17 protein-coding genes are annotated in these 24,644 nt (G+C 36.3%); 8 read left to right on the forward strand and 9 right to left on the reverse strand.

The features are described 5' to 3' along the window. Both FJR11_RS22610 and FJR11_RS22615 read right to left on the reverse strand, forming a co-directional pair. Window positions 1-291: response regulator (locus tag FJR11_RS22610; RefSeq protein ID WP_168507826.1), on the reverse strand; the 291-nt coding region annotated here is incomplete at its 3' end. Window positions 292-298: 7 nt separating this feature from the next. Continuing rightward, complete coding sequence (locus tag FJR11_RS22615; RefSeq protein ID WP_168507828.1) at window positions 299-3,100, reverse strand: GAF domain-containing protein; 2,802 nt, start codon at window positions 3,098-3,100, stop codon at window positions 299-301. Window positions 3,101-3,285: 185 nt separating this feature from the next. On the opposite strand from FJR11_RS22615, the gene FJR11_RS22620 reads away from it, so the two are divergent. Then, on the forward strand, window positions 3,286-4,878 hold the full coding sequence (locus FJR11_RS22620; RefSeq protein WP_168507830.1) for an alkaline phosphatase: 1,593 nt from the start codon (window positions 3,286-3,288) through the stop codon (window positions 4,876-4,878). Between the two features lie 58 nt (window positions 4,879-4,936). Here the strand turns inward: FJR11_RS22620 and FJR11_RS22625 are convergent, their stop codons facing one another. Then, window positions 4,937-6,469, reverse strand: coding sequence for a SagB/ThcOx family dehydrogenase (locus FJR11_RS22625; RefSeq protein WP_168507832.1), 1,533 nt, complete (start codon window positions 6,467-6,469; stop codon window positions 4,937-4,939). 174 nt (window positions 6,470-6,643) lie between these two features. Between FJR11_RS22625 and FJR11_RS22630 the strand changes: the two genes are divergently transcribed. From FJR11_RS22630 to FJR11_RS22645, 4 genes are all read left to right on the forward strand, one after another. Continuing rightward, window positions 6,644-7,480, forward strand: coding sequence for an alpha/beta fold hydrolase (locus FJR11_RS22630; RefSeq protein ID WP_168507834.1), 837 nt, complete (start codon window positions 6,644-6,646; stop codon window positions 7,478-7,480). A gap of 90 nt (window positions 7,481-7,570) precedes the next feature. Continuing rightward, window positions 7,571-9,277 (forward strand): serine/threonine-protein kinase, encoded by a 1,707-nt coding sequence (locus tag FJR11_RS22635; RefSeq protein ID WP_168507836.1) that lies wholly within the window; start codon window positions 7,571-7,573, stop codon window positions 9,275-9,277. Window positions 9,278-9,286: 9 nt separating this feature from the next. Beyond that, the gene (locus FJR11_RS22640) at window positions 9,287-10,150 is read left to right on the forward strand and encodes an Rpn family recombination-promoting nuclease/putative transposase (RefSeq protein ID WP_168507838.1); all 864 of its coding nucleotides are present in this window, start codon (window positions 9,287-9,289) and stop codon (window positions 10,148-10,150) included. 87 nt (window positions 10,151-10,237) lie between these two features. After that, window positions 10,238-10,495, forward strand: a complete 258-nt coding sequence (locus FJR11_RS22645; RefSeq protein ID WP_168507840.1) for a hypothetical protein — start codon at window positions 10,238-10,240, stop codon at window positions 10,493-10,495. Between the two features lie 12 nt (window positions 10,496-10,507). Here the strand turns inward: FJR11_RS22645 and FJR11_RS22650 are convergent, their stop codons facing one another. From FJR11_RS22650 to FJR11_RS22675, 6 genes are all read right to left on the reverse strand, one after another. Continuing rightward, on the reverse strand, window positions 10,508-11,296 hold the full coding sequence (locus tag FJR11_RS22650; RefSeq protein ID WP_168507842.1) for an ABC-2 family transporter protein: 789 nt from the start codon (window positions 11,294-11,296) through the stop codon (window positions 10,508-10,510). A gap of 5 nt (window positions 11,297-11,301) precedes the next feature. Continuing rightward, window positions 11,302-12,285 (reverse strand): ATP-binding cassette domain-containing protein, encoded by a 984-nt coding sequence (locus FJR11_RS22655; RefSeq protein ID WP_168507844.1) that lies wholly within the window; start codon window positions 12,283-12,285, stop codon window positions 11,302-11,304. Between the two features lie 48 nt (window positions 12,286-12,333). Then, a complete protein-coding gene (locus FJR11_RS22660) occupies window positions 12,334-15,858 on the reverse strand; it encodes an AAA-like domain-containing protein (protein ID WP_168507846.1) in 3,525 nt (1,174 codons plus the stop codon). Window positions 15,859-15,872: 14 nt separating this feature from the next. Then, window positions 15,873-17,507 carry an AAA-like domain-containing protein gene (locus FJR11_RS22665; protein ID WP_168507848.1) on the reverse strand — a complete coding sequence of 545 codons (1,635 nt, stop codon included), beginning with the start codon at window positions 17,505-17,507 and terminating at the stop codon, window positions 15,873-15,875. A gap of 181 nt (window positions 17,508-17,688) precedes the next feature. After that, complete coding sequence (locus tag FJR11_RS22670; protein WP_168507850.1) at window positions 17,689-19,317, reverse strand: AarF/ABC1/UbiB kinase family protein; 1,629 nt, start codon at window positions 19,315-19,317, stop codon at window positions 17,689-17,691. A 276-nt stretch (window positions 19,318-19,593) separates the two neighbouring features. Further along, a complete protein-coding gene (locus tag FJR11_RS22675; protein ID WP_168507852.1) occupies window positions 19,594-20,658 on the reverse strand; it encodes a mannose-1-phosphate guanylyltransferase in 1,065 nt (354 codons plus the stop codon). Between the two features lie 234 nt (window positions 20,659-20,892). Here FJR11_RS22675 and FJR11_RS22680 point away from each other — a divergent pair, with 234 nt between their 5' ends. The 3 genes from FJR11_RS22680 to murJ all read left to right on the forward strand — a co-directional run. Beyond that, complete coding sequence (locus tag FJR11_RS22680) at window positions 20,893-22,398, forward strand: LCP family protein (protein WP_168507854.1); 1,506 nt, start codon at window positions 20,893-20,895, stop codon at window positions 22,396-22,398. 95 nt (window positions 22,399-22,493) lie between these two features. Then, window positions 22,494-22,994 (forward strand): pentapeptide repeat-containing protein, encoded by a 501-nt coding sequence (locus FJR11_RS22685; RefSeq protein WP_168507856.1) that lies wholly within the window; start codon window positions 22,494-22,496, stop codon window positions 22,992-22,994. Between the two features lie 48 nt (window positions 22,995-23,042). Then, on the forward strand, window positions 23,043-24,644 hold a 1,602-nt coding region (gene murJ / locus FJR11_RS22690; protein ID WP_168507858.1), incomplete at its 3' end, for a murein biosynthesis integral membrane protein MurJ.

Consider the following 24,644-nt stretch of genomic DNA (forward strand, 5'->3'; position numbering starts at 1 on the left):
AGTAACTTTTGCTCGTTCTAAGGTATCTTCATCACCATAAGCAGTCAGAAAAATTATTGGTATATCTAATTGTTCATGAATATGACTGGCAGTCGTAATACCATCAATATCACCTTTAATCACAATATCCATTAATATTAAATCTGGTTGAGTTTCTGAAGCCAGATGAATAGCGGCTTTTCCAGAGGAAGCTTTGCCTGTAACTGTATATCCTAATTGATTAAGTTGACTAGCAATAGTTCTAGCCACAATTACTTCATCTTCAACTACTAAAATTTTAGCTGGACACATTTCCTATTTATTCATGCAAAGTGAACTGTGAAAATTGAATATTAAATATAGTTCCCTGATAACGTTCGATAGTAATAGAACCTTCTAGTTGTTCCGTAACTAAATCATAAACTAGGGATAGACCTAAAGAAGAAGTAGTCTTCCAATCTATATTATCAGCTAAACCAATGCCATTGTCTCGGATTATCATCTCAATCTCATGATTCTTATTTTTATGCAAGTTAATACTAATCTCACCCAATTGGTTGTTAGGAAAAGCGTGCTTGATAGCATTTGATATTAATTCATTGATAATTAATCCACAGGCAATAGCTTGGTCAACATTTAGAATAACTGAATCAATATCAGTTTTTAACCCGATTTGACCAGGTGTAATCTGATAGGAAATTAATATTCCTGTCAGCAGATTATTAATATATTCAGAAATATCAAGTTTACCAATATTAGGATTAGTATATAAATTCTTGTGAATTAAAGATATTGATTCAATCCGATTTTGACTTTCTTGGATGGCTTTGAGAATCTGTGGATCTTGAATTGTTTCTGCTTGTAGATGCAATAAACTGGAGACAATTTGCAAATTATTCTTAACTCGGTGATGAACTTCTTTTAGTAAAACTTCTTTTTCTGCTAAGGCACTTCTCAATTTTATTTCAGCTTGTTCTCGTTGTTGAATTTCACTTTGAGCTTGTTGTAATATATTAGCTTGTTGAATAGCAATGGCAATTTGTACCGTGATTTGATCAAGTAAATCTAATTGATTTTCTTCCCATTCACGAAAATCAGAACATTGATGGGCAATAAGTAAACCCCAGAGGGAAGAACCCCTATTTTCTTCATTGACTTCTATAACAATAGGGACAACTAAATTGGCTTTGACTTCAAACTGTTCTAAAAGTTGAATATGACAATCAGTTAAACCAGCTTGATAAATATTAGCAATTGCCTGTTTATATCCTTGATGATAATTTGATATTCCCCCTGCTTGAAAACAACTATCTTGAATATCCTTACCTAGTGAAATTGTCCACCCAGATAATACAGATTCTGCCATAATCTTACCACTCATATCTGGTGCAAACTGATAAACGACAACTCTATCAACTTGTAGTAAATCTCGGACTTCTTCAACTGTTGCATTAAGAATATCTTGAAGATGAAGAGATTGGTGAATGCGTTCGGAAACTTTTCGCATCAATTTCTCTCGTTCCGCTTGAACTTTTAATATTCTCTCATTTTGCTTACGTTCTGTAATATCTTTACCAATACCTACCGTGTGATGATTGGGGAGTTTCACATTAGTCCAAGATGTATCAATGATAGAACCATCCTGTATATGAGTTCTAAAATCATGCCAAACTGGTTGTGCAGACTGCATAAAATCAATCACTTCTTGACGATATTCTTGATCAGGATATAATTCTGCAAAAACATTACGGGTTTGGAAATCTTGCAAAGAGTATTTGAGAGTTTCTTCAAGTTTATGATTAATCCAATATACGTTATTATCAACATTAATTAATGAAATCATCAAAGGAATGTTTTTAAATATAGTTTGTAAAAACTCATTTTGTTCTTGAAGTTTAACTTCAGAATTTTTGCGTTCTGTAATATCATTAAATAATTGCATTACACATGGTTCACTATTATATTTTAAATATCGCCAATATGTAATTAGCCATAAATTAGTACCATCTGCTTTATGAAGTTGAATTTCATGGTTGTGTAAAAATCCATTATGGTTAAACTCTGCTAACAAGTTTTTCCAATCGGATTTATTGTGATATAAATCTGAAATTTTCCGCTGTAATAAATTATCGGGAGAAAACTGAAATACGTGCAAAAACTCTGAATTAGCATATATAATTACGCCATCGGATAAACGAGAAATAACTAAAGGAATTGGAATTGCTTGGGAAATTACTCGAAATTTAGCTTCACTATCTTGGAGTTTTAATTCTATTTTTTGACGCTCACTTAAATCGCGGATGTGAATCAATACAGCATCTTTATTGTCATAATTAATAGTATTAGAAATAATTTCTACAAAAATAATCTGCCCATTTTTACGAGTATGTCGCCATTTTCCAGAATTACATAAACCAGCGCGATTTCTAGCAACATAAGCCAGAATCATCGGCATATCTTCCAGGGGATGAATGTCAATAATTCGCATTTGTAAAAATTCTGATTTTGAGTAGCCATAGTGAATTGTAGCGGCTTCATTTGCATCTAAAAATTCCAGTGTATGACAATCATAAATCCACATAGGACTGGGATGATGAGTAAATAGAAGATGATAATTCCATTGGCTGTTTTCCAGAAATTTATGCTGGTGTAAATCTAAAAGTCTGATTACTTGTTTAGCCAAACCTTTTAAGGCTTTTTCCTCTGTGATACTCAAAGTTCGCGGAATTATATCCATGATACACAAAGATCCTAGGGCAAAACCATGAGCATTAATGAGGGGAACTCCTGCATAAAATCGGCAATGGGGATTAGCAATAACCAGAGGATTATTAACAAATCTTTGATCTTGCCAAGTATCGGGAATGATGAGAATTTCTCTTTCTAAAATAGTATGCCTACCAAAAGCTAAATCACGGGGAATTTCTGATATATGAATACCAATTTTTGATTTAAACCATTCCCTTTTTTCATCAACTAGACTAATCAAAGCAATTGGTGTTTGACAAATATCTGCGGCTAGTTGAGCAATTTCATCAAACACAGTTTCCGCAGGTGTGTTGAGAATTTGATATTGATTAAGTAATTTCATGCGTTGACGTTCATTATTAGGTAAAAGCATAATTCTTTGTATTATAAATTGATGAAAATAAAATCTAAGTAACAAAGAAATATATGTAACAAATTGTATTGCAATTATGTATTTCTGCAATCTATCTCAAGATGGATGACAAAATATTAATATAATGAATAAGTAATTGAAATGGTTAAATTATAGTGTAATTTAAAACTCTAGGGATTAACTTTATGAAACTACATATTTCTCAAGGATTAAAGCGCCGTCAATTCTTATTACAAGCGGCAATAACTACTGGGACTATGATTACAACAAATCTGTGGTCAAAATTGGCTGTAGCTCAGACACCTGCATTTATTACATTAGATAAAAATCGCCCTACTATCCCCTACGGTGTCGCTAGTGGCGATATTAACAATAATAGCGCGGTGATTTGGAGTCGTAGCGATAGACCCAGCAGAATGATTATAGAATATGCTACTGATGAAAATTTTCGTAATAGTCACCGGATTATTGGCAAAGTTGTGACAAAGTACAGTGATTTTACAGCCCGAACGTATTTAGATAATTTACCACCAGGTCAAGATATTTTTTACCGCGTTACTTTTCAGGATTTAGTTGATTCTAACATTTATAGCGCCCCGGTGAATGGTCATTTGAAAACTGCACATCAAGGAAGAGGAAATGATATATTATTTGCGTGGTCTGGAGACACCGCAGGACAGGGTTGGGGAATTAATTCGGAATGGGGAGGAATGAAAATTTATGAATCTATTCGTCAATTCAACCCCGACTTTTTTATTCATTCTGGTGATTATATTTATGCTGATAATCCTATTCAAGCGGAAGTAAAGTTAGAGGACGGGAAGATTTGGAAAAATATCACTACAGAAGAAAAATCAAAAGTTGCCGAAACACTGAAAGAATTTCGCTGTAACTATATTTATAACCTTTTAGATGAAAATATTCAGCGGTTTAATGCCCAAATTCCCCAATTGGTACAATGGGATGATCATGAAGTCAGAAATAATTGGTATCCTGGGCAAATATTAGATGATAACCGTTATCAAGTTAAGGATGTTTCTCTATTAGCTTCACGGGCAAAACAAGCATTTTTAGAATATACGCCTATTGGCTATAATCCCCAAGATCCAAACCGAATTTATCGTCATTTTAATCATGGGGAATTGTTGGAGATTTTTATGTTAGATGAACGTAGCTACAGGGGGAAAAATTCTCCAAATAATCAAACAGTAGCTAGTGAGAAAACAGCATTTATGGGAAACTCCCAAATCAGTTGGTTGAAAAATAAATTAAAGAACTCAAAATCAACTTGGAAAGTAATTGCTAGTGATATGCCCATTGGGTTAATGATTAAAGATGGTAAAACTGATTTTGAAAATTTTGCTAATGGTGATGGTAAACCATTGGGAAGAGAATTAGAATTAGCTGATTTATTGCGATTTATTAAACAAAATAATATCTGTAATGTGGTTTGGTTGACTGCTGATGTCCATTATGCCGCAGCCCATTATTATCATCCTCATAAAGCCCAATTTAGTGATTTTAAACCTTTTTGGGAATTTGTGGCTGGACCTCTCAATTCTGGAAATTTTGGACCAAATCAATTAGATAATACTTTTGGCCCAGAAGTAAAGTTTCAAACCGCATCTCCAGAGATAAAATTAAATCAACCCCCAAGTTCAGGTTTACAGTTTTTTGGGATGGTTAAAATTGATGGGAAAACAGAAGTTTTAACGGTTACTTTGCATAATTTAGCAGGAGAAAAAATCTATAGTCTAGATTTACAACCAGAAGTTTAAGAGGAAAACCACATCTTTTGTAGGGGTTTAGCACTGCTAAACCCCTACAACTTTCCTCCTACCTGGGTTTTCCTAATGTCGTAATGTAGATAACTGCTTCATCAGTAGGGATACCCAAAACTTCGTTTACTTGGTCATCGAAAAAGCCAGCGATACCACTGACACCTAAATTCAGACGAATGGCTGCTAAATTCAGTCTTTGTCCTAAAATACCCGCATCTGTATGTAGATAACGGTAAACACGATCACCATATTGAGCGATCGCAGTTTTCAAATCGGCAGTATGAAATAATACCGCACCCGCATCTCTCCCTAATTCCTGTCCCAAACACAGAAAATGTAACTCTCGACGGAAATTTTTAAAGCGAATTTGCCGTAATTCTTGGGCTTTAGGTGCGTAATAATAACAACCGGGATCTAATCCTTGAACTCCAGAAACAACAACAAATGTTTCTATTAAATTCAAGTCAAAATAATCAGGATGAGGATCTAAATTTTGATCAATGTAATTTTGTGGTTGATAAGTAAAATCAAGTAAAGCTTTAAGTTCATCAAAACTCAAATCATCACCAGTATAAGCACGGGTAGAACGGCGTTTATAGATAGTATTTGATAATTCTGATAAATGTTCTCCCCAAAAAATTGGTGTAGTCCGAGTCGAAAATTTTTCACAAAAAGGAAAATTGTATTTGTCTTCTAAGGACTTTTCTGGTTGCACCGTTGGTAAATTTAAATTACCAGTGGTACTAGCTGGAATTTGGGTATTTAAATGAAAATATTTCAGTAGTTCACCATCAGGAATAGATGGATAATTAGTTTCCGTTGTAGAGGGTAAAGCAGTGCGTCCTAGGGGTAAATTTTGGCGCACATCTAGCAAATCAGCCAAAGCTAAAACAGCAGTTGTTCCTTCTTGTTCATGATCAATATAGAGTAACTCATTAACAGATTCATCTACAAAACCGCCAATTAAATGAGCGCGATAATCGGCAATATTACAAGCTAATTCAATATTACTTAAAAGATGCCCAGTATCGAGAAAAATTCGGCGGTAAGCCCTGTCTTCATAACGCCAAGCGGAACGATAAAAGACCGCAGTGGTAATAATAGCTAATTGGGTACTTTCTAGGGAAGGATGCCAAAAACAAGCTGTTTGTAAACTTTGCCAAACATCACTTTCCCAAAAGTGCATTAAAGAATGAGTTCGACATTGATAGTTATAAAGTCCCGGTGGTAATAATGGTGTACCGCGAGAAACTAAATATACTTCAGCCGGATATAACCCCCCGGCACTGGGTGCAGAACGTAGGTATACAGCACTACCCATGGAAGGCATTTTTGCTGTGAGTCCATAACTGTGAAATAATAGTTGAGAAAGTCGCCACCACCATTTGGCATCTTGTTTGTTAGCAACCGTTTCCGCTGTTTCTTGTAGATAGGGTTTGAGATCAATATCAGTGCCAATTTTGTACTCTTTAAATGGTACTGGCTGTTTAGCCCAGTCTAAATTATGACTTTTAGAAGCTAGAGTTTGGGGATCGTATTTAGTCCGGTCGTGATAGTGTTGGGCTATGGATTGGTGTGTTTCTGGCATAGTAATTTTAATATCCTAGGGTATTCCTACTGTTGATCTTGACATTGATTAGTTCCATTATTTCGTGTTAATGAGTACAATCTTAAACAATTAAAAATTAAAAATTAAAACATCAATTTTGAGGTTTTCTGCTAAAATTCTTAATCACTTGTCTTGAAAAAGATTAACCAAATCATGCCTGTACGTCAAACTCTATCAACGTCTGATATTCAACTTTCTTACCTAGAGTGGAATCAAGGTCAAGAACCATTACTGTTATTACATGGTATGGCTGATAATGCTTGGGTTTGGTCTAGTTTGGGAGATTATTTGGCACATGATTACCATATAGTTGCACCAGATATGCGTGGTCATGGTGAAAGTAGTAAGCCAAAACAAGATTATACCTTTGCCAGTGCCATCGCTGATTTGGAGGCATTAATGGATAAAATGGGATGGTCTGCGGCTCATATCATTAGCCACTCTTGGACAGGGAAATTAGCCGCTATTTGGGCTAGAGAAAACCCAGCCAGGTTAAAAAGTATCACATTAGTAGATCCCATTTTTATCTGGAAAATGCCCAGTTTCCTGAAAATCACATTTCCTCTGTTGTATCGCGTCTTACCTTTCCTCAAAAGCATGGGACCTTTTGCCAGTTACGAAGAAGCTGAACAAAAAATTAAACAACTCAGCCAATATCAAAATTGGAGTTCTTGGCAACAGCAAGTTTTTCAAGCCGGAATTGAAGAAAAACCCGACGGTACTTGGGGTAGTAAATTTACCATTGCTGCCCGTGACGGGATTTTTGACGCAGTCATGGAAGTACCAGGTTTTATTCACCCAGTTGATACACCTGCCCTCTTTATACAACCGGAAAAAGGTGTGAACCGCCAAAATTGGCAAATTCAACCTTACAAAACCAACCTCAAAAACTTAAATTTATGTCAAGTACCGGGAAATCATTGGCCATTTTTAAGCAACCCAACGGAATTTAATCAAACAGTCGCCGCTTTTTTAGCAGCACAAACATGAGATAATCATCTCACCATGCTATTTCTAGGTATTAATTACCAACAGGCATTCTAATTTTTTTAATTTTTAATTCTTAATTTTTAATTGTTTATGAGCCTTTGCATTAATCCAGTTTGTCCTCAACCAAACCACCCAGATAATGACGAAAACCGCTTTTGTCAAAGTTGTGGTTCTCAATTGGAATTGATAGGACGTTATCGGGTATTACGTTTATTAAGTGACAAAACTGGATTTGGTAAAATTTACGAAGCCTATCAACAAGACACCCCGAAAATCCTCAAAGTCCTCAAAGAAGAATTAGCAAATGATAGTAAAGCCTTATCACTTTTTCAACAAGAAGCCAAGGTTTTACAACAATTAAATCATCCTGGTATCCCGCAAACAGAAGGTTATTTTCCCTATCAAACCAGAAATGATGTAATCTTGCATTGTATGGTGATGGAAAAGATTGAAGGACCTAATTTAGAACAATGGTTAAAGCAACAACAAAACCGCCCCATTTCTCAAGCTCAAGCCATAGTCTGGTTAAAACAATTATTAGAAATATTAGATTTAGTTCATAACCAACAATATCTCCATAGAGATATTAAACCATCAAATATCATGATTCGTCCTGATGGTCAATTAGTATTAATTGACTTTGGGACAGCCAGAGAAATTACCAGAACTTATTTAGTAAATGGTGGAGGAATGACAGCAATTTCATCATCAGGTTATAGTCCTCCAGAACAAATGCGAGGACAAGCCATACCCCCATCTGATTTTTTTGCTTTAGGAAGGACATTTGTATTTTTATTAACGGGATTTCAACCCGGACAATTATATGATCCTCATTTAGATATTCTACAATGGCGACATCATGCAAATCATGTTTCTCCATTATTATTGGATTTCATTGATTGGTTAATGTCAACGGAAGTCAATCAACGCCCTAGCAATGCTGAAGAAATTTCTCAAAGATTAGCAGAAATTGAATATCAACTCACAGAAAATACATCCGCAACGGTGAATATTGGTGGAGGAATAAAAACTGAAATAGTTAATAAACCAACTACTAATAATACAATTATCCCTCCACAAAGACAACCCGAAAAATTACCATTGTTATCCTGGTTTGCTGCTTTAATAGTTTCTTTGTTACTACTTTGGTGGGTATCATTGGCATTTAGAAATAGTAAATTTGCGGCTTTACCTCCTGACTATGGACAAGCACCAGTTAAACAAGGCAAAGTTGATTATTTTCCCTATGAAGAAGGTAAAGATAGTCAAGGGAGAGTTGCAGAATTTAATATTGCGGTTTTATCAGTAGAATATAAATGGCAATTAGGCAGCACCTACCAAATTAAATATAATGATCAAACTATTACCCTTGATTCTTTAAAATCCAATTTAGAACAAGAAGGAATCCAGAAAATTATGGAAAATCCCAGCGAGATTATTTCTGTGGGAACAGCTTCTTGTGAAGGTAATGTTAATGCCGAACAAAGTCGCGCTTTAGAACGTTCTAAACAAATCCAACTATTAGGAAAAAAGATATTTAGTAATACACCCAGTGTGAAAGGTTATCGCTTATTAAACTTAGGACAATTTCAGAGAAAAGATTGTCAAGCAAGCCTTGATTCCACAGCTTATCAACGCAGTATTATTATTATTGGTGTCAAAAAACAAGCTGAAGGGGTAATCTTAGATGAAGCTTTAAGAGATAGATTAGAGAAAAAGCCTTTTGCTGATTTTAAATTAGAGGATTATTCTCTAGGTTCAACAGATAAATTTAAAACCGTACCCAGTAATTTATAGTAATTCCTTATGGTTAAAAAAGCAGATATCAGTACCAAAAAAATAATCAGCCTTGCTCCTGAAAATTGGGTAAAATGGGTAACACAAATCCCCGACATTACCACCGGAGAAATTCTCAATTCCGAATTTCAATGGATAAGCAGAGAAAGTGATGTATTAATCAAAGCCACAAGTCCCCAGTACGGCGAATTTCTTGTCCTCAATGAGTTACAATTACGATATAAGCCAGAAATGCCCAAACGAATGCGGGCTTATGCAGCATTAGCAGAGGAAAAATATGATCTTCCCACCTACCCTGTATTAATTAATATCCTGAAAGAAAGTGAAGCAGAAATTCCTAACCGCTATGAATCAGAGTTTGCTGGTTTACGGGCGCGTCAAGACTATCATGTGATCAATCTATGGGAAGTTGATGTAGAAATCGCTTTAAGTCAACCTATACCCTCGCTGCTTCCCTTTGTACCAATTCTCAAAGGTGGTGGAGAAGAATCAACAGTTAGACAAGCATTACAAATGCTTCGCGCTGATGAAAAATTAAGCCAGTTAGAAACAGTGATGGCTTTTTTTGCTACATTCGTATTAGATAGCGCCTTAGTTCAACAAATTATGAGGTGGGATATGGCAATATTACAAGAGTCTCCTTGGTATCAACAGATTAGGGAAGAAGGACGACGAGAAGGAAGAGAAGAAGGAAGACAGGTAATGCTGTCATCAATTGAACTGATTTTAGAGATGAAATTTGGTCAAGAAGGGTTACAATTCATGCCCAAAATATCACAATTTACTGATTTAGAACAGTTAAAAAATCTTCAAAGAAGCATTTTAACTGTCAATACTTTTGATGAATTGCAGCAGTTTATGCAGAGAAATTAAAAATTAAATTTCTGTTTTTTAGTATTATCCCCCTAATCAAGGGGGAAATAATATCGGATTAGATCACTTAGTATAGGGAGTATAGATGTGTTAGAAAAATCTTTCTTTTACCAGGAAATTCTCCATAAGGGTAGAGAAGAAGGACGGTTACAAGAACGGCTGTTAAGTATTGAATTAGCTGTAGATATAAAATTCGGTAAGGAAGGTTTAGAACTAATATCAGAAATTTCCGAAATTCCTAATTTACAGCTATTAAGAACTATTTATAAAGGTGTCCTCACTGTAAATACTCTTGATGAATTACGGAAACTTATCCAAAATATTCACGCTTCTGAATCAAATTAAATTATGAATGATTTAAGCCCCCATTCCTGAATACCGCCTTAAACCCCTCCGCCATAAAAAGCGGTTAGCACCTAAAAATATGAGAAACCAACCTATGATTGATAAAAATCCCCTGGTTAAATCCACCGGTAGTCCTACCAAAATACTCGCGGGAAAATTAATCAGATAAGGGAAAGGTGTTAACATCACCATATTTTTCACATCTTCGGGAAAAACATCTAAAGGTGCAATCAAACCCGATAGGAACATAAAAAACAACAACCATAAATTTTCTAAAGCTGTGGCTCTTTCTGTCCAAAATGCCAACATAGCAAAGGTATATTGAATTATAAACCTTAGAGCAAAAGCCATAATTGCCGCCAATATAAATAGGAATAAATTAGTTATATTCGGCAACCAAAAAGCTTGGGGATAGAGAACAAAAAAGAATATTGATAACAGCAATACAAAAGGCATTCGAGCGGCTCTTTCAGCAACATGATTCGCAACATGATGCCAAACTGGATCTATAGGTTGTAATAATTTTGGTGATAGTTTACCTTCTACCACTTCTTTTTCAAAGTCATAAATTACCCAAACCACGCTAATTTGTCTAGCCAGAAAAACCGCGAAAAAATACCGAGCAAAATCTACAGGCTTAAAACCAAATTTACCACTTTCAGCAGCTTGTACCCAAACACCCATCATGATTATTGGGAGAGAACCAGCTAAAACCCAGAATATTAATTCTGATCTATATTCCAGCATATTAGCATAATTTACTGACAGTAAAGTCAAGGCTTTTTTAATAAGTTTTTTCATAGTTATTAATGGTTAAATCCTTTTTGAAAAACTCGGCCAATTACCTCTTCTACAGGTGGTTCTGTCACTGTTAAATCTACCACTGACAAATCAGCTAAAATTTGGGAAACCGTGCGGGTTAGTTCTTCTTGTTGCACAATAAATCTGACTGCTCTTCCTTCCACCATTTGCACATCACCATAGGACATAAGTTTTTCCAGTGGTAATGCTTGGGCTAATTCCACATAAATTTCTCGATAGGGAGCAAAACTTGTTAATAAGCCATCTAATCTACCATCATACATGAGTTTTCCTTCATGAATTAATAACACCCGTTCACACAAAGCTGTAATATCAGCCATGTAATGACTCGTTAATAATATGGTGGCTTGATATAGCTGATTATATTCTCGTAAAAAGTCACGCACTCCTACTTGAGCATTAACATCTAATCCTAAAGTTGGTTCATCTAAAAATAAAACTTGGGGACGGTGTAAAAGTGCTGCTAACAGTTCAGCTTTCATCCGTTCACCTAATGATAATTTTCGCACTGCTTGAGTTAGCTTACCTTCTAAAGCCAACATTTCTGTTAATTCCCCAACTCGCCGCTGAAATTCTTTGTCAGAAATATTATAAACAGCAGCATTAATTCTCAGGGAATCTAAGGCGGGTAAATCCCAAATTAATTGCTGTTTTTGTCCCATCACTAAAGTGATTTTTTGCAAAAATGCTTCTTGCCGATTAAAGGGAACAAATCCCCCGACTTTGACTGTACCACTAGAAGGATGAATTAATCCGGTGAGCATTTTTAAAGTGGTAGTTTTCCCTGCGCCATTGGGACCTAAAAAACCAACAATTTCCCCAGGTTCAATGGTAAAAGAAACATCCTGAACAGCTTTAATATTGCGATAAGTCCGGCGAAAAAAGTGGGCAATTGTCCCCCCTATCCCTGGATCTTTAATCGCTATTGGATAGGATTTATTCAGGTTTTCTGCAATGATAATTGACATAAAAAATTTATTTCCTTCTGCCTGATAACTTTAACTTTCTCCCCTTTACTAAGGATCGCACAAATGACGAGCAGAAAACCTCTGTCCAGAAGAATTATTTTTCTCTAAATTTTCTAATTCCTGATTATTCTGTAAATAATCTTTTATCCATTTACAAGCATAATCTAAGTCGTTAGTGGCAAAGATTTGGGGTAAATTCCAGATAATAGCCGTGCGATCATAACTGGCGGAAACCAAAGTTTTCCCATCAGCACTAAAGGCTAAGGAAGACACAGCGTCAAGATGTCGAAACAGTGTAATTATTGGTTTTCCCTCAAGATTCCAGAGTTGAATAGCATTCTCTCCACTACCGGCGGCAATTGTTTTGCCATCTGGACTAAATTTTAACGAGCCTAACTTAACTTTTGAATTTACTAAGGTTCTTAAAAATTTGCCATCACGTTGCCATAACTTGATGGTGCGATCATCGGCTGTGGATGCTATCAATTGTCCATCTGGACTAAAATTGACATCAAAAACTGCCAAATTATGCCCTTTTAGGGTATTTAAAAGTTTACCCTCTCGACTCCACAGGCGGATGGTTTTATCATAACTGCCAGTTGCTAATATTTGACCATCGGGACTAAACTTTACACTACCAATTGGCTCACTGTGTGCTTTGATAATTTTTTGCAATCGAAAGCTAAACGGTTTTTGATGATCTCGTTGCCAAAGCCGCAAAGTTCGATCAAAACCAACTGAAGCAAGAATTTGACCATCTGGACTCAGTGCTATGTCTTCAATTCCCGCAGTATGTCCTGGGAGGGTATCTATCAGAGTGCCATCAATTTTCCAGATTTTGATCGTTTTATCCCAACTCCCAGTTGCTAAATACTGGCTATTACGACTAAAGACAACAGAGTTTACTCCATTTGCATGGCCTTTAAGACTTCTGAGTAATGTGCCATCAGGTTGCCAAAGATTAATGACGTAATCCCAAGCTGTAGTAGCGATAATTTCACCATTGGGACTGATAGCAACTTTTTTTAGATTCCCTTGATGACCTTTTAAAACTGTGAGTAAGGGATTTTGTAACTTCCAAAGTTTAACGCTATTATCCGCACTAGCTGTGCTGAGAATCTGACCATCAGGACTCCAAGTAATCGACGAAACAGGCCCTTTATGTCCTGCCAAAGTACCCAAATCTTTACCGTCAAAACTATAAAGTTTCACCACTTTATCCCAAGTAGCAGCAGCAAGAGTTTTATGATCGGGACTAAATGCCATTGCTAAGATTGAATGTCCGGCCTCAATGTTTTTCAGTTTTTTACCATCGAGACTCCAAAGCTCAATCTTTTGATTATCACCACCTGTAGCCAGTAATTTACCATCAGCAGAAATTGCGAAACAAGGCACACCATCTTGACCACGATTGAAATTAACTAATTTTTTACCATCAAGACTCCAAAGGGCTGCTTTCCCATCAAAACTACCAGTCACTAATTTCTGACCATCGGGGGTAAACAAAACTTTAGAAATAGTTGCTTGATGCGCTTTTATAGTAGTGAGTTTTTTATTTGCTAACTGCCATATTCCTACAGTACCGTTATTCATCCCAATTGCTAGTATTTGTCCATCAGGACTAAAAGCTATACTTTTAACTTCTTCACTAACGGGAATAGTTGCTAACTCTTTACCATCTAATGACCAAAATTTGATAGTTTTATCAGCACTACCGGAGGCGATTATTTTACCATCAGGACTAAAAGCAACTGCCGAAATTGTGGAATTGTGAGCTTTAAATTTGCGAATTAATTTGCCATTTTTTTGCCATAACCAAACTTCATTCTGACTAGCAAGAACTACCATCTGGCTATCACGACTCCAGGCTAAATCCCGAATAAAACTCAGGTTATTGTCTGAGAAACGATTCCATTCTTGCGCTCCATAACTTGCTTGGCTGAGAACATTATTTGTTTGTTTTTCCAGTTCAGGATTATTAATTTTTAAATGGTTTAATTTAATTTTAGCTTTAATTGCATCCTGTAGAGCTTCTAATTCTTGATGGGAATTAAATTCAGCCACTGATGAAGATGCTAGAGCTTTAATTTCGCTGATTTTTGCTAATTTTTCATTCTGGAGAGATTGACGATATAACCAAAAAGTTATCCCTCCTAAGCTAACAGCAGTGAAAAAAGCTGTAGTAATTACTCCCAACATGAGTTTTTGTAAGCGAGCATTTTTTTGTTGTTCCAGCAGTTGAACTTCCATATTTTTAGCTCGTTCTGCAACTAAAACAAGCTCTTTTTCTTGTCGTTCTAATTCTGCACTTTTAACTAAAAATTGATTATCTAAATTTGTTAAGCTTTTATCCCAAGCCCAAGCTTGAGCATCTGCTAGTGCTTGTCCTCTTAATAAGCGAGATTCATCAGTTTGTTGGGAAGTTAACCACGCATCAAAAGTTTGCGAGTAGGGACGTAAATTAGCTAATTGTTTTTCTACCCAATCTAAGTTGAATACTTTGGTATAAATGCGGTTTTTAACAGTTAATAATCCTGCTTGTTTAACTACCAAACCGGAGAGCAATAATTCTATTTGTTCTCTACTATCATCACTTTTAACTTCCACACCTTGCAAAATTTGCTGATAAATTCCTAATAATCTGCTAACAGTTTTTTGATTATAAAGTAGTCGATCTCGGATAGTTCTTAAATGTTCTGGTTCATCTTGAGATTCCCAATTTTTAATAATATATTCATTGACAATATTATCTAGCCAAAACTCTTCATAACCTTTAGCAAACTCTAGGTAATCACTACTTATTTTAAAATTAGTGATAAGATTACATAACTTTTGGGTTAAAAAAGGCTGCCCTCCTGTCCAATTTAAAACTTGTTTCATGACTGGTTGGGGATTAGGTATAACTAACTCTAATCCTCTAATTAAAGAATCAACTTCTGCTATTTTAAATCCTTTTAACTCAATGGCTTGACCAATATTAAAAGGTGTTCTTTTCACATCTTGAATTAAATCCGATGGAGTAGCTACTCCAAAAATTGCAAATGTCAACCGCTGATATTCTGGATCTATAGCTCTTTGATTATAGCAGTATCTAATTAAGGCAAAAAAATCATCTACCGGAAAATTCAAACTGAGGATACTATCAATTTCATCTATAAAAATAATTAACTTTTCTTCTGGAAATTGAGTTAATAATTCCCCAATAAACTGACTTAAGTTTTGGACTAAGGAAATATCATCTCCTGTTTGCCACCATGATTTTAAATTGAATTTTCCTACAAGTTTAAATCCTCTCCATAAATCGGCAATTATGCCCTTATACCATTGACTTGGGGTAATATTTTCACTACCAATATTTGTCATATCAATAGATGTACATTTAAATCCTTCATTTGCTAAACAATGTTTGGTTCTCACTAATAGGGATGATTTACCCATTTGACGACAGTTGAGAACATAACAAAATTCACCCTGTTTTAAAGCGTTATATATTTCTATATCTGTTTGTCTTTCTACGTAACTAGGGGCATTATTTATGAGGCTACCACCAACTTGATATGTATGAGTATTCATAGTAGTAATATTGATTATTCATCATAGCCAAATTTAAATTTAGAACTTAAAATGGTGCGATCGCGCCCTAATTGCTTGGCTTGATACAGTGCTTGATCAGCAGCTTGAAAAAATTCTGTGAAAGAAACATTTCCAGCAGGAATGACACAGACAATTCCTAGGCTTATAGTTAATCTAGCCGTGTTAGTTGATTGAGTTTTGTTTGTTAACTCAGAAATTTTAATTCTCAATGATTTTACTGTTTCTCTAATTTCTTCAGCAATTAATATAGCTGCTCCTGCCTCAGTTTGTGGTAGAATTAACGCAAATTCTTCACTACCATAACGAGCAACTAAATAATCTGGACTTTTGATGACTGAATTAATTGCTTGAGCAACTTGACGTAAACAATTATCCCCACTTTGATGACCATAAGTGTCATTGTAAAATTTAAATTCATCCACATCAGCTAATATTAAAGATAGAGGTTTTTGGAGGTGTGCCATTCTTTGCCATTCTAATGCAAATCTGTCATCAAACCATTTACGATTAGCAAGTTGAGTCAGTTGATCAACATTAACTAAAAATAGCAATTGTTCATTTTCTTGTTTTAATTTTTCGACGCTAGAATCATGATTTTCTATAAGTAAATTTTGTTGGAAAAATAAACGATACATTTCACAAAAAGGCTGATAATTATTACCATTTAATTTAATCAACCCTAAACTATCTAATTTGTAAGCTACATTTGGGGACAAATATAGATTTATGCTGGTAGAATTCACAATTTTATTATATATCTGAGATAACTCAGCATCTTTTTGCAAGATAGTTAATAGCCCTATTAAATATCTGTTATAAATACAGTTATTATTTGCACAATTATCTAGCAGTTCTGGTAAAGAAATTTTCTGTTGATGGAAATAATATAAAGCCTGATGAATTAAATATGGCTGTCCTCCCACGCAATACATTAAGTTTTCTATGGCTTGACTATCAAACCAATTTAGTTCATACCGTCTAGCCAATTCTGTCACTTGCTCGACTGTAAATTCTGGTAATTTCAATGACAAACCAACATTAAACGGCGATTGATTGATATTTAAAGGGATATAAACTTCGGTGGAGTGCAATAATACCAAGCGAACTTTTTGCCAAATCGGAGTTTGTTTAGCTTGTTCATGCCAATTGCGGAGGAGAAGTAAAAAATCCTGGGCAATTTGTTGGTGTTGAAAAATATAATCTACTTCATTTAAAATTAAAACTAATGGACTGTTAATTTGCGCTAATAAATAACTCTCAAAATAAATTGAAGCACTCACTTTGCTGCCAATTTCCTCATCCCAATAATCATCCAACTGTGATGCAAGTGACAACTGCCGAGCTACATTGACACAAAACCAGCGCAAAAAATGATTCAGGCTCAAAAAAGTTTGACTATCTACTAGTTTAAAGTCTATAGTAACTGTTAAATATCCCTGTGTCTGAGCTTGGTGAATTAGCCGTAACATCAGAGAACTTTTGCCCATGTGCCGAGGTGCTTTAATCCGAATTAAACTCCCTGGTTTGAGTAATTCTGTATAAGCATCGCTTTCAATTGGTGGACGTTCAATATAAAAACGGGAATTAGATGGCAGTGGATCACCCGGTAAAGTAATATTTTCCTTCATTTACCTTCTATCTTGTGGGTTAAGTATTAATTTTGAGTTTTGCCCATAAACTCTGAATTAATAAAGATTTAAGTATATTTATCTATTTTTTAACTTCTGTAAACACCTTCAGAAAAATATTTATAAAAATTAACACTTTCTAGGCTGACACTGAGTTCAAAATCAAATAGGATTCCTCTAGCTACCTTAAACGCCCTGAGCGCAAAATATTGATCACTAACCACAATCCCAATAGACTAGCAGCAGTAAATAGGACAATACTAATAAATGATAGCTGAGATGTTTGCGCTTGACTAGAAATAATAGCAGCGCCCATAATCAGAGAACCAACTAAGATACTAAATGAAAGACGGTTAGCGGCATCATCTAAGGTGCGGCGCATTCCATCTAATCCTTTGAGTGATAAATTCCATTGTAAGGTTTCTGAAGTTACCCGATCTAATAATAGTTCAATTTGCCGAGGAGATTGTAAAGATAGACTTTTAATATCTAGGGCTGTGCGTAAGAGCGATCTTACCGGACTATCTCCCAATAACTGACGACGAAATAAATCTGTAATTAATGGTTTAATTTCATCAAATAAATTTACCTCTGGATTAAAACTTCGGGTTACTCCTTCCAAATTTGCTAAGGTTTTTGCATATAAACCCATATTACTCGGTAATCTAATTTGATTATTTCTGGCAATTTGCAAAATTTCATAAATTACTTGACTAAAATTGATTTCGCTTAAACTCACATTATGATACTTTCGCAACATCCGATCATAATCACTTTCTAACTTAGCCAAAATAATTGGTTGTGCCGAATCAGAAAGTTGTAAAGTTAATTGAGCGCAGCGTTGAGCATCCAAATCAACAATCGCTAACAACATTTCTGTTAATATTTGTTGAGTGCGGGGATCAAGTCTACCCATCATCCCACAATCTAAAATAGCAATGCGACCATCTATTAAATAAAATAAATTACCAGGATGGGGATCAGCATGAAAGAAACCATCAACATATATTTGCTGAAAAAAGGCGCGAAATAGTAAAGTAGTGATTTCTTTGCGCTTGTTGTCATCACGGCTCAAATCTGCCGCAAGCAAAGGTACACCATCTAACCATTCCATGACTAGCACTTTTTCAGTAGTCAAATGCCAGTAAATTTCTGCAACTACTATTTGCTGGGGATCATACCAACGACTTTGGGATAAATTACGCCGTAATTGATCTGTAAAACCTGCTTCCCTTGTAAAATCTAATTCAGCTTCTAAAGCTTTGGTAAACTCCTCTGCAATTGATTTAATATCCGCAGTTTGTCCAAACTCTGTGCGGGCTACCAAATCTGCAATCCCTTGAATTAAGGTGATATCTTGGGCAATAGTCTCATCAATTCCCGGACGTTGCACCTTCAGAGCCACTTCTCGACCATCTGCTAAGGTAGCACGATGGGTTTGGGCAATTGATCCCGCTGCCACAGGAATATGATTAATAGTAGCGAAAGTTTCTTCCAGTGGGTGTTTTAGCTGTTTACGAAGTAGGATTTCTACCTCTAACCAAGAAACTGGGGGAACTTCATCTTGGAGAGTTGACAATTCCTCAATATAAGCACCACTGAGTAAATCAGGCCGGGTAGAAAGTAGCTGACCGAGCTTTACATAAACAGGCCCCAAATCTACCAAAATATTTTTCAATACAGCAGGAGGAGGTAGTTGTGGTTGATCTGCTTTACCACCAGTCAACAGTGTTCTCATATAGTCCCAGCCATTGCGGAGGACTACTTCGATAATCTCGCGTTGACGAGGAACAGTTTGAGTTAAGAACATTTTTGGTAATTTGTTAGTTGTCAGTTGTTAGTTGTCAGTTGTTAGTTGTTAGTTGTTACGGGAAAATTCTTTCTTCCTGCCCCCTGCTCCCTGCCCCCTGCTCCCTGCTCCCTGCTTCTTTGTTATCTTTTTATTAGGCAATAATAAAGATTGATTGCGATCCCCAAAAAAAGAGGCTCAAATCTGTTAATTGACATATACTGTCACAAAATACTATCAACAGTCTAGTTATAATGAATAACAATACTTTGAGCCATCTACCAAGGGTTTTAACTTTTACAATAGGTCAGTAAATCGGCTATCGTTTTGTAAGGTTTTGAGGATCTGCTTAATTTCTTGGGTACGGTCTTTTTTAACTACCAGGGTAACATTGCGATCGCGCACAATCACCACATCTTCTAAACCAATAGTGACAATGACATCATCAGGATTGGAGGCATAAACAATCGCGCCTTGGGTATCTAAGCCAACATGAGTAGCAAGTTCTACATTAGGATTATCATCCTGCTTCAGTAAACGTTCAATAGCATTCCAATCGCCGAGATCATCCCAACCAAATGCTACAGGTAAAACGTATGCTAGACTTGTTTTTTCCATCAGCGCGTAATCTATACTTTTTTTAGGCAACTGGGGATAAATATCAGGCCCTTGTTGTTCTAAAGGTTCAATAATTTCTGGTGCATGGGTGTGTAATTCTTCCAGAACAACACCTGCTCGAAAAACGAACATCCCACTATTCCAGCTAAACTGTCCCGTTGATAAAAAAGTTTCCGCCGTTTCCCGGTCGGGCTTTTCAGTAAAACGGTTAACATGATAGGCTGGCAAGTTATTAAAGTTACCTATCTTTTCGCCTTGTTCAATATAACCATAGCCAGTTGATGGAAAATTAGGTTTGATACCTAAAGTAACAATTGCTGCTTTGTTAGTTGCCAAATCCCTAGCCGCAGCTAAAGTTTCGGCAAATATCTCCTTGTCAGCAATCCAGTGGTCAGCCGGGAAAAAACCAATAATAGCGTCTTCCCCGTAACGCTTTTTAATTTCTAAACTTGTCCAAGCCACAGCCGCAGCCGTGTCTCTTCCCTGGGATTCAATGAGTAAATTTGCCTCTGGCAAATCGGGAAGTTGTTCTCGTACCCCTTGAGCAATGGGACTAGAAGTAATTACCCACAAGTTTTCCCAACCGCCCGCGAGTGTTAACAAGCGATCAGCGGTTGCTTGCAGTAGGCTTCTAGAACTACCATCAAGGCTTAAAAATTGCTTAGGTCGGTCTAGTCGGCTTAAAGGCCAAAAACGTTCACCTTTACCGCCAGCGAGAATCACGGGGAAAAATAAATTATTCATGTTAGCTTACACACCTAATTCAGAACAATACAAGTGTACATTTATTTAATTTTGGATTGTATCCACTGGTGGAGGTTTCAATTGTCACATATTAACACTGTGAGGATCGCAGATCCAACAAAATACTCCATCAGCTTTTCTTCAATCTAAAATTTGCATAGTGAGTTGTTAACTCGCAATATTTGCAGCTTGTATTAACATACCCTTAAGGAGTGGTTGAGTGGGGAGAAAATTGTGATTAAACAAATTCAATGGTCGGAAAATCAAGTAACACCTCAACAAGTCCCAGCCGCAGAACAGGAGGTAAAACAGCCACCAGTTCAAAAATCGGAAAATCAGTTAACACCGCAACCTGTCCCAGCGTCAATTCCGCCGGTGAAACTAAAACCATCAGTTAACTCTTCTCGTAACGTTGTTGAATCCGTTGGTGCTATTCCCAATGAACTCTATGACCGTTTAGGCTTAACAATTCCCCGCTGGTTATTGTGGGTACTAACCATCGTTTTCGGGATAATTCTATCGGGATTACTAGCATCAAGTTTGGCACTATGGACTCCGCTCTGGAGTAATCTAGACCAAGCAAAAGATGATGAATTCGGTGCTAATAAACAAGATCAAGTCAAAGTACCGGGAGATTTATGGACTAAACTTTCTCAGTATAAACTCTCAAGACCCATGAACATTTTAATTATGGGTATTGAACCAGTGCCGGGGGCTGTAGACGGTTCACCAGAAAGTTTTGCTGGTAACAGCGATACTATGATGTTGGTTAGACTAAATCCTAGTGATAAATCTATTCGTCTGCTATCAATTCCCAGAGGGACAATGATAGCGATTCCCGAACAGGGATTAACCAAGGTATCTGAAGCTAACGCCAAAGGTGGGCCAGTTTTGGCAGCAAGGGTAGTTAGTCGTAGTTTAAATAATGCTCCCATAGATCGGTATATCCGCATTTCTACCAGTGGTTTTCGGGAATTAGTTGATCAATTGGGTGGAGTAGATGTATTTGTCCCCGAACCCATGAATTATCAAGATCAGGCTAGTGGGTTTTCTATAAATTTAGTCAGTGGTTGGCAAAGTCTCAACGGTAAACAAGCGGAACAGTTTGCCCGTTTTCGTGAAGAAGGTATGGGGGATTTACCCAGAGTTCAGCGACAACAGGCACTCATAACTTCTTTATTGCAACGCCTGAATAGTCCCACTGTTTTACCTAGGTTGCCCCAATTAACTCGCTTAATGCGAAAGTATTTTGATACCAACCTGAAAATGGAAGAAATGATGGCACTGGCAAATTTTTCCGTCAATGTAGAACGGGATAATTTCCAAATGGCCATGTTACCTGGTACATTTAGCAAGTTTAGTCAAGATGCCAATAGCTATTGGTTGAATATGACTGGTCAACAAAGTTTATTAAATGATTTTGTTGGCGTAAATATAACTGGGATTAAATCAGATAACAGACCAGTTTCTATCCAAAGAGTTGCCGTTCAAAATACGACTAATCAACCTCAGCTAACGGAAAAAGTAATTATCTATCTTAAACAGAAAGGTTTTACTAATGTTTACGCAATTCCAGATTGGCCAGATAGCCAACGTCAAACTCAGATTATTGTCCAAAAAGGCAACCGACAAACAGGAATTGATTTACGACAAGTTTTAGGTTTAGGACAAATCGAAGTTTCTGCAAATGGTGATTTGGGATCTGATCTCACAATTCGTATTGGTAAAGATTGGAAATAGTTATTAGTCAGTGGTCAGTGGTCATTAGTCAGTGGTTAGGAAAAAACGACTGACAACGAACAACTGACAACTGACAACAAACAATTAAGAAATTTATGAACAAGATTTGGGTAAGATTTTTAAGTTTAATTTTTATGTTGGCGGGATTGTGGGTAATTATGAATCCCCAACTAGCTTTTGCTCAAGTTAATACCATTAATTACAATAATGCTAGTTTAGAAAATCGTGACTTTTCTTATACTGATTTCGTTGGCGGAACTTTTGTCGCAGCCGAAATGCGGGGAACAAATTTCCAAGGTGCAGATTTAACTAATGCAATTCTTACCAAAGGCGTTTTATTAAAAGCTAATTTGGAAGGTGCAAATTTAACAGGGGCTTTAGTTGATCGTGTTACCTTAGATAATGCTAATCTAAGAAACGCTATTTTCACAGAAGCAACTTTAACCCGTAGCCGTTTTTATGATGCGGATATCACTGGTGCTGATTTCTCGGACGCATTAATTGACCGTTATCAAGTATCTTTACTCTGTAAAAGGGCTGATGGTATTAATCCTGTAACTGGCATTTCTACAAGAGATAGTTTGGGGTGTCGGTAGGAAACTGACAACTAACAACTGACAACTGACAACTGACCAATAATATTCGTGACACAACAAGATCAAAAATCTGCTCGTTCTTTCGCCGGCATCGCTGGTATTGTTGCCGCAGCAACATTAATTAGTAAAGTATTTGGTTTAATTAGGCAGCAAGCAATCGCTGCGGCTTTTGGCGTAGGTGCGGCAGCTACAGCTTATAGTTATGCCTACATTATCCCCGGTTTTCTGTTAATTTTACTTGGTGGTGTCAATGGACCTTTACATAGTGCCATTGTCAGTGTTTTAGCTAAACACAAAAAAGAGGAAGCTGCACCTATAGTAGAAACCGTGACAACTCTTGTGGGTGGGTTGTTGATACTAGTAACATTTGCCCAGATTTTCTGCGCTGAGTATATTGTTGATTTAGTTGGTTACGGATTAGAAGCAACTACAAGAGCGATCGCTATCCGTCAAATCCAAATTATGGCTCCCTTGGCCTTATTTGCTGGCTTAATTGGCATTGGCTTTGGGACTTTAAATGCAGCTAATCAATATTGGTTATTATCAATTAGTCCTTTATTATCAAGTATTACCGTTATCATCGGTATTGCTATTTTAGCAGGACAATATGGCAAAGAAATTATTAATCCAGAATATGCTTTAATCGGTGGCATGGTATTAGCTTGGGGGACTTTGGCAGGTGGAATTCTGCAATGGTTAGTCCAGTCCATTGTGCAATGGCGATTAGGATTAGGTAGATTACGCCTAAGATTTGATTTTAAATCTCCCGGCGTTCAAGAAGTAATTAAAATCATGACTCCAGCGACAATATCATCAGGAATGATGCCAATTAATGTCGCTACAGACCTTTATTTTGCTAGTCCTATTGTTGGTGCAGCGGCAGGTTTTAACTATGCTAATCTTTTAGTCCAAACTCCCTTGGGGATTATTTCTAATATTATTTTATTGCCGTTATTACCGATGTTTGCCAAACTTTCTCACCCAGACAATTGGGAAGAATTAAAATTACGCATTCGTCAAGGACTTTTATTAACTGCCGTTACCATGTTGCCTTTAGGGGCTTTAATGGTGTCCTTATCTGTGCCAATTGTGCAAGTAGTTTATCAACGAGGAGCATTTAAACAAGAAGCAACTCAGTTAGTATCTTCTCTATTAGTTGCCTATGGAATTGGAATGTTTGTCTATCTAGGGCGTGATGTTTTAGTCAGAGTATTTTATGCTTTAGGTGATGGAAAAACACCTTTTAAAATTAGTATATTTAATATTGTTCTTAATGCTGTATTAGATTTAATATTAGTTGAACCTTTTGGTGCGCCTGGTTTAGTTTTAGCTACAGTGGGAGTTAATTGTAGTTCAATATTGATGTTGTTATTCTTGCTCAACCGCAAACTTAATGGCTTACCTTGGCAAGAATGGTGTGTGCCAATTTTGGGTTTAACAATTGGTAGTATTATCGCTGGAGTAGCTAGTTTTGGCACTTTAGTTGCTTCGCGGCAAGTGTTAGGTAAACAAGATTTAATTAGTTTACTAATAGAATTATCTATATCTGCTTTAGTGGGAATTGGAGTATTTGCGATCATTGCTTCTAGGATGAATATTCCAGAAGTGAATATTTTTGTAATCAAGATGCAGCAAAAGTTTTTTAAGAAA

It is taken from the genome of Anabaena sp. UHCC 0187 (assembly GCF_009712035.1).
Lineage (GTDB): Bacteria > Cyanobacteriota > Cyanobacteriia > Cyanobacteriales > Nostocaceae > Dolichospermum.

Excerpts from the sequence above, each read along its gene's own strand:
- FJR11_RS22650 (WP_168507842.1), bottom strand. The coding sequence starts at position 11,296 with ATGAAAAAACTTATTAAAAAAGCCTTGACTTTACTGTCAGTAAATTAT.
- FJR11_RS22685 (WP_168507856.1), top strand. The coding sequence starts at position 22,494 with ATGAACAAGATTTGGGTAAGATTTTTAAGTTTAATTTTTATGTTGGCG.
- FJR11_RS22675 (WP_168507852.1), bottom strand. The coding sequence starts at position 20,658 with ATGAATAATTTATTTTTCCCCGTGATTCTCGCTGGCGGTAAAGGTGAA.
- FJR11_RS22660 (WP_168507846.1), bottom strand. The coding sequence starts at position 15,858 with ATGAATACTCATACATATCAAGTTGGTGGTAGCCTCATAAATAATGCC.
- FJR11_RS22615 (WP_168507828.1), bottom strand. The coding sequence starts at position 3,100 with ATGCTTTTACCTAATAATGAACGTCAACGCATGAAATTACTTAATCAA.
- FJR11_RS22670 (WP_168507850.1), bottom strand. The coding sequence starts at position 19,317 with ATGTTCTTAACTCAAACTGTTCCTCGTCAACGCGAGATTATCGAAGTA.
- FJR11_RS22620 (WP_168507830.1), top strand. The coding sequence starts at position 3,286 with ATGAAACTACATATTTCTCAAGGATTAAAGCGCCGTCAATTCTTATTA.
- FJR11_RS22655 (WP_168507844.1), bottom strand. The coding sequence starts at position 12,285 with ATGTCAATTATCATTGCAGAAAACCTGAATAAATCCTATCCAATAGCG.
- FJR11_RS22635 (WP_168507836.1), top strand. The coding sequence starts at position 7,571 with ATGAGCCTTTGCATTAATCCAGTTTGTCCTCAACCAAACCACCCAGAT.
- FJR11_RS22665 (WP_168507848.1), bottom strand. The coding sequence starts at position 17,507 with ATGAAGGAAAATATTACTTTACCGGGTGATCCACTGCCATCTAATTCC.
- FJR11_RS22625 (WP_168507832.1), bottom strand. The coding sequence starts at position 6,469 with ATGCCAGAAACACACCAATCCATAGCCCAACACTATCACGACCGGACT.
- FJR11_RS22630 (WP_168507834.1), top strand. The coding sequence starts at position 6,644 with ATGCCTGTACGTCAAACTCTATCAACGTCTGATATTCAACTTTCTTAC.
- FJR11_RS22640 (WP_168507838.1), top strand. The coding sequence starts at position 9,287 with ATGGTTAAAAAAGCAGATATCAGTACCAAAAAAATAATCAGCCTTGCT.